Origin of the sequence: Streptomyces sp. ISL-96 (assembly GCF_018614035.1) — a bacterium.
Classification (GTDB): Bacteria; Actinomycetota; Actinomycetes; order Streptomycetales; family Streptomycetaceae; genus Streptomyces.
Window position 1 is genome coordinate 38,038 of sequence record NZ_JAGGPA010000041.1, and the last position, 11,297, is coordinate 49,334.

General features: G+C 70.4%; 11 protein-coding genes, 1 tRNA gene and 2 pseudogenes. 12 read left to right on the top strand and 2 right to left on the bottom strand.

What is annotated here, in order from left to right:
- The first annotated feature begins 63 nt into the window (after nt 1–63).
- The 7 genes and pseudogenes from J7E96_RS25015 (at nt 64) to J7E96_RS25045 (ending at nt 5,094) form a co-directional block, all read left to right on the top strand.
- A pseudogene (locus tag J7E96_RS25015) lies at nt 64–518 on the top strand (recombinase family protein).
- A pseudogene (locus tag J7E96_RS25020) lies at nt 511–1,963 on the top strand (transposase). Before J7E96_RS25015 ends, J7E96_RS25020 begins: the two co-directional pseudogenes overlap by 8 nt.
- Nucleotides 1,964–2,014: 51 nt before the next feature.
- Nucleotides 2,015–2,494: a cyclic pyranopterin monophosphate synthase MoaC gene (gene moaC, locus J7E96_RS25025; RefSeq protein WP_215134037.1), complete on the top strand. Its 480-nt coding sequence runs from the start codon at nt 2,015–2,017 to the stop codon at nt 2,492–2,494.
- Nucleotides 2,491–3,096 carry a molybdenum cofactor biosynthesis protein B gene (locus J7E96_RS25030; RefSeq protein WP_215134039.1) on the top strand — a complete coding sequence of 202 codons (606 nt, stop codon included), beginning with the start codon at nt 2,491–2,493 and terminating at the stop codon, nt 3,094–3,096. The genes moaC and J7E96_RS25030 overlap by 4 nt, the downstream gene beginning before the upstream one ends.
- Nucleotides 3,093–3,719 carry a GNAT family N-acetyltransferase gene (locus J7E96_RS25035; RefSeq protein WP_215134255.1) on the top strand — a complete coding sequence of 209 codons (627 nt, stop codon included), beginning with the start codon at nt 3,093–3,095 and terminating at the stop codon, nt 3,717–3,719. Before J7E96_RS25030 ends, J7E96_RS25035 begins: the two co-directional genes overlap by 4 nt.
- Nucleotides 3,720–3,859: 140 nt before the next feature.
- On the top strand, nt 3,860–4,960 hold the full coding sequence (gene glpR / locus J7E96_RS25040; RefSeq protein ID WP_215134041.1) for a gephyrin-like molybdotransferase receptor GlpR: 1,101 nt from the start codon (nt 3,860–3,862) through the stop codon (nt 4,958–4,960).
- Nucleotides 4,961–5,020: 60 nt separating this feature from the next.
- Nucleotides 5,021–5,094 (top strand) — tRNA-Ala (locus J7E96_RS25045).
- A 74-nt stretch (nt 5,095–5,168) separates the two neighbouring features.
- Here J7E96_RS25045 and J7E96_RS25050 read toward each other — a convergent pair.
- Nucleotides 5,169–5,651, bottom strand: coding sequence for a GNAT family N-acetyltransferase (locus tag J7E96_RS25050; RefSeq protein WP_215134043.1), 483 nt, complete (start codon nt 5,649–5,651; stop codon nt 5,169–5,171).
- A 66-nt stretch (nt 5,652–5,717) separates the two neighbouring features.
- On the opposite strand from J7E96_RS25050, the gene J7E96_RS25055 reads away from it, so the two are divergent.
- A complete protein-coding gene (locus J7E96_RS25055; protein ID WP_215134045.1) occupies nt 5,718–6,527 on the top strand; it encodes an exodeoxyribonuclease III in 810 nt (269 codons plus the stop codon).
- On the opposite strand, the gene J7E96_RS25060 is transcribed toward J7E96_RS25055, so the two are convergent.
- Entirely contained in the window at nt 6,524–7,180 is a 657-nt protein-coding gene (locus J7E96_RS25060) for a MerR family transcriptional regulator (RefSeq protein WP_215134257.1), read from the bottom strand. The two genes, J7E96_RS25055 and J7E96_RS25060, sit on opposite strands and share 4 nt — an antisense overlap.
- Before the next feature lie 164 nt (nt 7,181–7,344).
- Here J7E96_RS25060 and J7E96_RS25065 point away from each other — a divergent pair, with 164 nt between their 5' ends.
- From J7E96_RS25065 to J7E96_RS25080, 4 genes are all read left to right on the top strand, one after another.
- Nucleotides 7,345–8,877 carry an NAD(P)/FAD-dependent oxidoreductase gene (locus tag J7E96_RS25065; protein WP_215134047.1) on the top strand — a complete coding sequence of 511 codons (1,533 nt, stop codon included), beginning with the start codon at nt 7,345–7,347 and terminating at the stop codon, nt 8,875–8,877.
- Nucleotides 8,874–9,836 carry an alpha/beta fold hydrolase gene (locus J7E96_RS25070; protein WP_215134050.1) on the top strand — a complete coding sequence of 321 codons (963 nt, stop codon included), beginning with the start codon at nt 8,874–8,876 and terminating at the stop codon, nt 9,834–9,836. Before J7E96_RS25065 ends, J7E96_RS25070 begins: the two co-directional genes overlap by 4 nt.
- Nucleotides 9,833–10,714: an SDR family oxidoreductase gene (locus tag J7E96_RS25075; protein ID WP_215134052.1), complete on the top strand. Its 882-nt coding sequence runs from the start codon at nt 9,833–9,835 to the stop codon at nt 10,712–10,714. The genes J7E96_RS25070 and J7E96_RS25075 overlap by 4 nt, the downstream gene beginning before the upstream one ends.
- Nucleotides 10,715–10,815: 101 nt before the next feature.
- On the top strand, nt 10,816–11,061 hold the full coding sequence (locus tag J7E96_RS25080) for a hypothetical protein (protein WP_215134054.1): 246 nt from the start codon (nt 10,816–10,818) through the stop codon (nt 11,059–11,061).
- Nucleotides 11,062–11,297: the final 236 nt, after the last annotated feature.

Below are 11,297 nucleotides of genomic sequence, written 5' to 3' on the forward strand. Positions count from 1 at the left end.
GTTTCCTTGGTCCACCCTTGTGAGTGATAGTGCACTTTGGTGAGTGTTGTTACGTTCAGGTGCATGAACCTCAAGGAGTGGGCGCAGGCGCAGGGTGTGCATCCGCAGACCGCGTATCGCTGGTTCCGCGAGGGCACTTTGCCGGTTCCGGCTGAGCGGGTCGGGCCGCGCACGATTCTGGTGAACGTCGAGGCCCGTACCGCACCCGCAATGGTCGGTGGTGTCGGCCTGTACGCCCGCGTGTCCTCGCACGAGCAGAGGGCGGACCTGGAGCGCCAGGTTGCGCGGCTGTCGCGGTGGGCGGCCAAGGCCGGTCATCGGGTGGTGCGAGTCGAGTCCGAGGTTGGGCACTGCGCGCCCACGGCCGTCGGCTCGTCGTGCTGGATGACGGGGAAGCGGAAGACGACCTCGTGCGCGACATGGTCGAGGTGCTGACCTCGTTCTGCGCGCGCCGGTACGGGCGCGGGGCGGCGAAGACTCGGGCAAGGAAGGCCATCGAGGCGGCCGAGCGTGGCTGAGTCGCAGAAGCTGCGCACCATCGTTGCGCCGTTTGTGGCCCTCGGGCCATCCGGGGTGACGGTACGTGACCGCCTCAAGTGCCTGACCATCGAGGACGAGAAGGTGCTGCGGTTGGTTGGCGGGCAGCTGGGTACGCTCGCGTCCCGCGATCTCAAGGCCCGGTGCGCAAACGGCTTTGAGCACGACGGTGACACATGGGCGGCCCGTAAACGGGGTCTGACGGCGGTGTCCTCGTCGCGGTGGGCCGGATCGGTCACCAAGGGCACACATGATCAGTGGGCGCTCGCCCGCCGCTGCCTGGGCTGGGCGGGTACGCGTAGTACGTGGGGGCAAGCGCCTGATTAACACCCGCCACCACCTGGAGAAAGCCAAGCTCACCGCCGAGCAGTGGCGGGAGCGCTGGGAAGCCGAGCGCATGTTCTTGTCCGCGGACGGGGAGTCGGGCAAGCGGTTCGGGAACGAAACGATTCGCATCACCCCAGGCGGCGAGATCAGCATCAAACTGCCCGCGCCACTCGCCCACCTGGCGAACGCCGGACACGGCCGGTACATCCTCGCCAGCGCCGTCACTTTCCAGCACCGGGGCCAGGAGTGGGCCGACCGCATCACAGCGAATCGCACCGTTGCGTACCGCATCCATCACGACGCCGACCGCGACCGCTGGTATGTGACCGCGGGCTGGCAGCGTCCACCCCTCCAAGCCATCCCGCTCGATGCTGCGCTGTCCTCCGGCTGTATCGGTGTCGACACCAATGACGATCACCTCGCGGCCTGGCAGCTCGACACCCACGGCAATCCGGTAGGTGAACCCCACCGCTTCTTCTACGACCTGTCAGGGACGGCCGATCACCGTGACGCGCAGATCCGCCACGCCTTGACCCGCCTGCTCCATTGGGTCAAGCGAGTCGGCGTCCAGGCCATCGCTATTGAGGACCTGGACTTCGCCCAAGGCAAGACCCGGGAGAAGCACGGCGGGAACAAGCGGTTTCGGCGGTTGATCTCCCGCTTCCCCACCGCGAAACTCAAAGTCCGGCTCGTCTCCACGGCCGCCGAGCAGGGCCTGGCGATCGTCGCGGTAGATCCCGCCTACACCTCCCGCTGGGGGAGCCAGCACTGGCAGAAACCGCTGACCACCCCACAACGTAAGACGACCCGTCACGATGCCGCCGGCACCGCGATCGGGCGACGCGCCCTCGGACATCCGATCAGGCGACGGACGACACCGCCCCCGCGGCACCAGAGCGATGCCGCGGAGCATCGGACCGTCCAGGCCCGACCGCAAGCCCGAGGGCGCGACGGAAACCGCCCACCCGCCACGGACCGCACCCCTGGAGCTGCGCCGCCGGACGGCATGAGGAAGCGGAGACCCAGTGCATTCAAAACCGTTCGGGATGCGCCCAGATCGCAGCAGTGGGTCCAGGACTCACTAATGCACACTGGTTAGGGACGGTACCGTGTCTGCTCTCACAGGCCCTGACCGGGAGCGCCACACGTAATGAGTACGCACGAACGGCTCACGCACATCGACGAGGCGGGGGCGGCCCGCATGGTCGACGTCTCCGGCAAGGACGTCACCGCGCGGACGGCCCGAGCCACCGGACGCGTCCTTGTCGCCCCGCGCGTCATCGAGCTGCTGCGCGGCGAGGGAGTCCCCAAGGGCGACGCCCTCGCCACCGCCCGCATCGCGGGCATCATGGGCGCCAAGCGCACGCCCGACCTGATCCCGCTCTGCCACCCGCTCGCCCTCTCCGGCGTGAAGCTCGACCTCACGGTCGCCGACGACGCCGTGGAGATCGCCGCGACCGTGCGTACGACGGACCGTACGGGCGTCGAGATGGAGGCCCTGACCGCCGTCACGGTCGCCGCGCTCACCGTGATCGACATGGTGAAGGCGGTCGACAAGGCCGCCGTCATCACCGACGTACGGGTCGAGGAGAAGACGGGCGGCAAGTCCGGCGACTGGAGCCGGGCATGAGCCCCGCCCCGCGCGCCGGAGAGGTGTACAGCCACAGCCACAGCCACGAGCCGGCGGACGAGCCTGCGCCCACGCCGGCACCGCAGCCGCCGCGCCGCGCCCTGGTCGTGACAGCCTCCAACCGAGCCTCCGCCGGTGTTTACGAGGACCGCGGCGGCCCGATCCTCGCCGAGGGCCTGCGCGGCCTCGGCTTCGACGTCGACGGTCCGCAGGTGGTCCCCGACGGCGACCCGGTGGAGCAGGCGCTGCGGGCCGGTGTCGACGCCGCGTACGACGTCATCCTGACCACGGGCGGCACCGGCATCTCGCCGACCGACCGCACCCCCGATGCCACCCGCCGCGTCCTGGACTACGACATCCCCGGCATCCCCGAGGCGATCCGTGCCGAGGGCCTGGGGAAGGTACCGACCGCCGCGCTCTCGCGTGGTCTCGCGGGCGTCGCGGGCCGGACGCTGATCGTGAACCTGCCGGGCTCCACCGGCGGCGTACGGGACGGGCTCGCGGTCCTGGAGAGCCTCCTGCTGCACGCCGTGGACCAGATCCGGGGCGGCGACCACCCCGGCTCGGGCACCGGCTCCCCGCTACCCGGGAGCCAGAGCTGAACGTTTCATCCTGGCCCGTCGAGCTGGTGGACGGCGATGTCACCCTCCGCCCGATAAAGCTGCGGGACCAGCGGAGCTGGCGCGAGGTGAACCGGCGCAACCGCGACTGGCTGCGCCCCTGGGAGGCCACGATCCCGCCGCCCGCGCCGGCCGGCCCGGTGGCCCAGCGTCCGACGTACCGTCAGATGGTCCGCCACCTGCGCTCCGAGGCGAACGCGGGCCGGATGCTGCCCTTCGTCATCGAGTACAAGGGGGAGCTGGTCGGCCAGTTGACGGTCGCCGGGATCACCTGGGGATCGATGTGCTCAGGGCATGTCGGCTACTGGGTGGACCGCGAAGTGGCGGGCCGCGGTGTGATGCCGACGGCGGTCGCCCTCGCCGTCGACCACTGCTTCCGTACGGTCGGTCTGCATCGCGTCGAAGTCTGTATTCGCCCCGAGAACACGCCCAGTCGCAGAGTCGTGGAAAAGCTCGGATTCCGCCAGGAGGGGCTGCGTCCCCGATATCTCCACATTGACGGTGGGTGGCGTGACCATCTGGTCTACGCGCTCACGGCGGAAGAAGTCCCGGAGGGGCTGCTGAACCGCTGGCACCGGGCGAGACCGGGCACATCTCATAAATGAAATAAGTGTTCGAAGTTGATCGGCAAAGCCGGCCTGTTGATCCGATCAGTAACAAAAAAGTTCGAGTTATCAGCCAGATCGTGCGACACACCGGCTCAATTGGCCGATGGCCTTGCGCGAACCCCTCTACGGTGTGGGGTGTGAGCAGCAGCGGCCTGATTTACGCAGTCATCGTCGGGGCCTGGGCCGCCTACTTGGTGCCGATGTGGCTCCGCAGGCAGGACGAGCTCAACGAAGCCCGTCCGACGGAACGCTTCAGCACCGCCATCCGGCTGCTGTCCGGACGGGCGGCAATGGAGCGCCGATATGCCAGGGAGCTGCAGGAACGCGCCGCGGGTGAGGTGGAGCCCGACGTGGACCCGGACGCCGTGACGGACCGATTGAGTTCCGTCGACGTCCGGGCCTTCGCCGTGCCCCCGACGCAAGCAGCCGAGCGCCCTGCCGCACGGCAGGACGTACGGGAGAACGCGCGCGAGGAAGCCCGGGAGCACGTACGGGAGGAACGGCGGGCGCGCACCGCCAGTGCCGCCGCCGAACGGGCCCGGCGCTCCAAGGTCCTCGCGCGCCGCAGACGCACCACCGTGATCCTCTTCCTCGCCTTCACGCTCGGCGCGATCGTCGCGGCGGTCGGCGGCCTCCGGTTCCTCTGGGCGCCCGCTGTGCCCGCCGTGCTGCTGAGCACGTACATCGTGCACCTGCGGGCCACCGAGCGGCGGCGCTTCGCCTTCACCATGGACCGGCGCAGGGCGGAAGTGGCGGCGCAGCGGCTGCGCGAGCGCCGCCCGCACCCGGGCCGCCGGCCGGTCTCCGCGGAGCCCGACGAGGAGCCCGTCGTACGCCCGGAACCCGAACCGGCGCCCGCGGTCTCGCCGCAGGAGGCGGGCCGCCGCGCGCTGGTGGAGCAGACGGACCACGCCGAATGGGTGGACCAGCAGCGCGAGCGTGAGCGCGGCGCGGCCCGCGGCGAGAGCTGGGACCCGGTCCCGGTCCCGCTGCCGACGTACGTCACCGCTCCGGTCGCCCCGCGCGCCACCGCCGGCGTGGACTTCGGCGACCCGGGCACGTGGAGCTCGGCCCGCTCCAGCACCGCCGAGCCGACGCCCGCCCCCGAATCCCCGCCCGCCACCGACCCGCCCCAGGGCCGGCGCGCGAACCCGGCCCGCCGCGACCGGGGCCGCGGCCGCACGCCGCTCTTCGACCAGTACGAGGAGGGCGACCGGCCGCGGGCGGCCAACGAGTGACCTGCGGAGAACGGATTTCCAAGCACCCCGATCGAGGTGCTAAAGTTTCACTCGTTGCAAGGGCCTGTGGCGCAGTCTGGTAGCGCACCTCGTTCGCATCGAGGGGGTCTGGGGTTCAAATCCCCACAGGTCCACCGCAGCTCAGAGCCCCAGTCGGAGAGATCCGGCTGGGGCTCTTTGGCGTTCCGTTGATGTCGCGCCATGTCCGTTACGGTGTCAGCGGCTTGGCGAAGCAGCGGCTGTCGTCGTACTCGCGGAAGAGGCCGAACTTCTCGGTCGGGGCGTAACCGCTCGACGTGTAGAGGGCGATGGCCTCCGGCTGCTGCGCGCCCGTTTCCAGGACCATCCGTATGCGGCCGGCCGCGCGGGCGTCGTCCTCCAGTACGGCGAGGATGCGGCGGGCCAGGCCGATGCCGCGGCAGGCGGGGATCACGTACATGCGCTTGAGTTCGGCGTCGCCGTCCGCATAGCCCTCGTCGTTCTTGTCCTGCGCGCGCCAGGCGCCGGTGGCGACGGGGCGGTCCTGTTCGTCGTACGCGATGAGGAAGAGGCCGGCCGGCGGCCGGAACATGGCGGGGTCCAGCGGGGTCGTGTCGCCGTCGCCGTTGTAGCGCTCCATGTATTCCTGCTGCACTTCGGCTTCGAGCTTCACGGCGTCGGGGTGGTCGTACGAGCATATTCGGATATTCATGCGAGTCAGCGTACTTCTATGCAGGGTCGGGCACCGGACGATTTCCGGTCTCTGTATTGTGCCGGGGTGCTCACTGTGACCTCCGCAAATGTAAATGGCCTGCGCGCTGCCGCCAAGAAGGGCTTCGTGCCGTGGCTGGCCGGGACCTCCGCCGATGTGATCTGCCTCCAGGAGGTACGGGCCGAACCGCAGCAGCTTCCCGACGAGGTGCGCGACCCCGAGGGCTGGCACGTCGTGCACGCCCCGGCCGCCGCCAAGGGGCGGGCGGGCGTCTCCCTCTACACGCGGCGGGCGCCGGAGCGGGTGCAGGTGGGATTCGGCAGTGCCGAGTTCGACGGGAGTGGGCGGTACGTCGAGGCGGATTTGCCCGGTGTGACCGTCGCCAGTCTGTATCTGCCCTCCGGTGAGGTCGGCACGGAGCGGCAGGACGAGAAGGTGCGGTTCATGGACGAGTTCCTGCCGTACCTGAAGGGGCTGAAGGAGCGCGCGGCGGCCGACGGGCGTGAGGTGCTGGTGTGCGGCGACTGGAACATCGCCCACCAGGAGGCCGATCTGAAGAACTGGAAGGCGAACAGGAAGTCTTCCGGGTTCCTGCCTGAGGAGCGGGCCTGGCTGACCCGGGTGTTCGAGGAGGCGGCGTACGTCGATGTGGTGCGCGCACTGCACCCGGACCAGGAAGGCCCGTACACGTGGTGGTCGTACCGCGGGAAGGCCTTCGACAACGACTCGGGATGGCGCATCGACTACGCGGTGGCGACGCCGGGGCTGGCTGACCGGGCGGTCAAGGCGTACGTCGAGCGGGCGGCCAGTTATGACCTGCGCTGGTCGGACCACGCGCCGGTGACGGTGGTGTTCGAGCAGCAGGCCGGTGGCTAGGCGTCCTTCTCGGACCTGATCAGGCGGTCCAGGGCCATCGACAGTTCCGCCTCGACGACGCTCTTGGCGAGCGGGCGCAGGCGTTGCAAAGAGGCGCCGGCCGTGTCCTCGTCCAGGTGGGAGCGGACCATCGTCGCGAAGATCTCCGCCATGGCCGTCGTGTGCTCCCGTACCTCCCGGCCGGCCTGGAGCACGGCGGCCAGCGGTACGCCCTCGCGCACCAGCGCGGCTGAGGCGTCGAGCAGGCGGCGGCTGATGTGGACGATCTCCTCGCCGTCAGTGGCCAGGTAGCCGAGGTCGAGTGCGGTGGCCAGGTTCTCGGCGGTGACCTCGCCCGCGAAGTGGTCCGCGAGGTCCTCGGGGGTGAGCCGGACCGGGGTCTCCTCGCTCCAGGTGGCGGGGGCGGCGTCCTCGCCGACGCCGAAGAGCTCGCCGACGTCGCGGCCGCTCTCGAAGGTGGCGGTGAGGTCCGCGATGCCGGTCAGGGTGTGGCCGCGCTCCAGGAGGGCGGCGATCGTACGCAGCCGGGCCAGGTGGTGGTCGTCGTACCAGGCGATACGGCCCTCGCGGCGCGGTGGCGGCAGCAGCTTGCGCTCGCGGTAGAAGCGCAGGGTGCGCACGGTTATGCCGGCCTCTCTGGCCAGCTCCTCCATGCGGTACTCGCGGGCTGCCGTGACTTTGTCCACCCCGGAACCTTATGTCGTACCGCCGGTAACTTTCCTCTGTCCGACCCCTACCCATGAGTACGGCGCTGCTCTACTCTCCCAATCGTGCCAGTGATTGCTGGCAGAGTCGTGGGACCGCGGGAGGCGTCGGCATGGCCGAGCACGAGCACGTACGAGTGGCGGTGATCGGATCCGGATTCGGCGGCCTGGGCGCCGCCGTCCGGCTGCGCCGCGAGGGGATCACCGACTTCGTCGTCCTGGAGCGCGCCGATTCGGTGGGCGGCACCTGGCGGGACAACAGCTATCCGGGCTGCGCGTGCGACGTACCGTCCCATCTGTATTCCTTCTCGTTCGCGCCCAACCCCGACTGGCCGCGCACCTTCTCCGGCCAGGAGCACATCAGGGCGTACCTGGAGCACGTCACCGACACCTTCGGGCTGCGGCCGCACATCAGGCTGAACCACGAAGTGAAGATGATGCACTGGGACGGCGACGAACTGCGCTGGGAGATCGAGACCGCGCGGGGCGACACGCTTACCGCGGATGTGGTGGTTTCGGCTACCGGGCCGCTGTCCGATCCGAAGATTCCGGAGATTCCCGGGCTCGCCGGGTTCCCTGGCAAGGTCTTCCACTCGGCGCGGTGGGACCACGACTTCGACCTGCGCGGCAAGCGCGTCGCGATGATCGGTACGGGCGCGTCCGCGATCCAGATCGTGCCGTCGATCCAGCCCGACGTCGCGAAGCTGACGCTCTTTCAGCGTACGCCGCCGTGGGTCATGCCGCGCATGGACCGGGCCATCACCGGGCCCGAGCGGTGGCTGCACCGGCAGCTGCCGTTCACCGGGAAGGCTCGGCGCGGACTGCTCTTCGGGGTACGGGAGTTGCAGGTCACCGCCTTCACCAAGCACCCGAACCAGCTCGGGCTCGTCGAGTCGCTCGCCAAGGCCAACATGGCCAAGGCGATCAAGGACCCGGCGCTGCGGGCCAAGCTGACACCGTCGTACCGGATCGGCTGCAAGCGGATCCTGCTGTCGAGCTCGTACTACCCGGCGCTCGCGAAGCCGAATGTGGATGTCGTGGCCTCGGGGCTCAAGGAGGTGCGCGGTTCCACGGTCGTGGCGGCCGACGGGACCGAGACCGAGGTCGACGCGATCGTCTTCGGCACGGGGTTCCATGTCACGGACATGCCGATCGCCCAGCGGGTGGTGGGCGCGGACGGCATCACGCTCGCCGAGGCGTGGAAGGACGGGATGGAGTCGCTGCGCGGCGCGACGGCGGCGGGCTTCCCCAACTGGATGACGATCATCGGCCCGAACACCGGACTCGGGAACAGCTCGATGATCCTGATGATCGAGTCCCAGCTGAACTACATGGCCGACTATCTGCGGCAGTTGAGGGTTCTGGGCGGCAAGGTGGCGCTCGGGGCGCGGGCTTCGGCCGTGCACGCGTGGAACCGGCGGGTGCAGGACCGGATGAAGCGGACCGTGTGGAACACGGGCGGCTGCGACAGCTGGTACCTGGACGCGAACGGGCGCAACACCACCATCTGGCCCGGTACGCCGAGCGAGTTCCGGCGCGCGACTCGGGAGGTGAACCTCGCGGAGTACGAGGTGATCCGGGTGGGGGCCGATTCGGGCAAGGCCGAGGTCGAGGTTGAGGCCGGGGCTGCGGAGGTTGTCGCATGAGCCGGCTGATGCGGGTAGGGGGTGAGCCGCTCGTCGCCACACGCGAGCTGACCGCCGTCTCCGCCGACGGATCCCGCCTGCACGTGGAGGTGTACGGGCCCGAGGGCGCTCCCGCCCTCGTCCTGGCGCACGGCTGGACGTGCTCGACGCTCTTCTGGTCGGCGCAGATACGCGCGCTGACGGGTGCGGGTGAGTACCGGGTCGTGGTGTACGACCAGCGGGGGCACGGGCGTTCCCCGGCCGTCGGGCGCGACGGGTACAGCACCGACGCCCTCGCCGACGACCTCGAAGCGGTGCTCGCCACCGCGCTCGCGCCGGGCGAACGGGCCGTACTGGCAGGGCACTCCATGGGCGGCATGACGATGATGGCAGCCGCGGGGCGCCCCGGATTCCGTGAGCACGCGGCGGCGGTTCTGCTGTGCAGTACGGGCAGTTCGCGGCTGGTCGCCGAGTCGCTCGTACTGCCGATGCGGGCGGGGCGGCTGCGGACCCGGATCACGCGGGCGGTGCTGGGGGCGCGGGCGCCGATGGGGCCCGTCACGCCGCTGTCGAAGGCCATGCTCAAGTACGGGACCATGGGGCCCGGGGCGTCGCCGGAGCGGGTGGCGGAGTGCGCTCGTATCGTCCACGCCTGTCCGCGAGCGGCGCGGGTGGCCTGGTCCCACGTGCTGGCTGATCTCGATCTTGCTGTGGGAGTGCGGGAGCTGACCGTACCGACCGCATTCATCGCCGGGACCGCCGACCGGCTGACGCCGCCTGTGCACGCCCGCGAGATTGTCGCGGCGCTGCCGCATTCGCTGGGGCTCACCGAGCTGACCGGCGTCGGGCACATGACGCCGGTGGAGGCGCCTGAGGTCGTTACGGCGAAGCTTCGTGAGCTTGTGAATGAGTACGTCGCTGTCCCGGCCGCCCCGGCCGGCCCGGCCGATTCGAGCGAAGAGAAGGAGCAGGCCGTATGAGCAGCAGGCGGAGCCTGGAGGGTCAGGTCGCGGTCGTCACGGGCGCGGCGCGGGGAGTCGGCGAGCTGCTGGCGCGCAAACTCTCGGCGCGCGGCGCGAAGGTGGCGCTGGTCGGGCTGGAGCCGGACGAGCTGAAGCAGGTGGCGGGGCGGCTGCACGCCGAGGCGGACTGGTGGTACGCCGATGTCACCGACCACGAGGCGATGGCGCAGGTCGCGCGGGAGGTGAAGGAGCGGTTCGGGAAGGTCGACATCGTCGTCGCCAACGCGGGCGTCGCGGCTGGTGGGCCGTTCGTGGACTCCGATCCGGTCGCCTGGCGGCGGGTCATCGAGGTCAACTTGATCGGCGGGGCGGTGACGGGGCGGGCGTTCCTGCCGGTGCTGATGGAGAGCCGGGGTTACTTCCTCCAGATCGCGTCGCTGGCGGCGATCACGCCGGCGCCGATGATGACGGCGTACTGCGCGTCGAAGTCCGGGGTCGAGGCGTTCGCGCATTCGCTGCGGGCCGAGGTCGGGTATCGCGGGGTGCGGGTCGGGGTCGGGTACCTGTCGTGGACCGACACGGACATGGTGCGGGGCGCGGACGCGGACGACGTGATGCGGGAGTTGCGACAGCGGCTGCCATGGCCTTCGAACCGGACGTATCCGCTCGGCCCGGCGGTCGACCGGATCGTCGCGGGGATCGAGCGGCGTTCGTCGCATGTGTACGCGCAGTGGTGGCTGCGGGGGATGCAGTCCGTGCGGGGTTACTTGCCGGCGCTGATCGGGGTGGTGGGGCAGCGGGAGATGAAGCGGTTCGAGCCTCGGCTGGCGGGGGTCTCGAAGGGGCTCGTGGGGGCGGGGGGCGAGGCGGACGAGAAGGCGCGTACGCAGCGTTAGTGATCGAAATGCGCCGAATGTCCGGTCGTGTCAGTCTGGTCGAGCCCGCGGGGCGCTACGCCCCGCTTCCATCCCGTCACACCCCAACAGGAGTGAACCTCATGGGCATCAAGGACCAGTTCAAGGACAAGGCGCAGGAGCTCGCGGACCAGGCCAAGCAGGCCAAGCAGGCCAAGCAGGGCCGGGACGGCCGCGAGGGCCGCGAGGGCCGGGAGGGCGTGCAGGGTACGCAGCCCTCGCGCGGCGGCGGCCTGCAGGACGAGGCGTCGGAGCGTATGCGCCGGGCCCGGGAGGACGACAGGCTTGACGACGAGCTGGGCGAGGGCCCGGAGCGCTACCGCGGCTGACGCGGTGCGAGGCGTTGCCTCGTGATCGTCGTGAAGGGCGCACCCGATCGCCACACCGGGTGCGTCTTTCGCGTGGCGTGGCGGGCACCGATGGCCGGGGCTTCGCCCCGGCCCCCCGCATGGTCGGCGCTCCGCGCCGGGCGGTGGGACCCCGGGCGCTGCGCGCCGGGCGGTCGGTGGATCCCCGGCGCTCCGCGCCGTGGCTTGCCCACCCACGCCCGCCCGTTGGGGCGGGG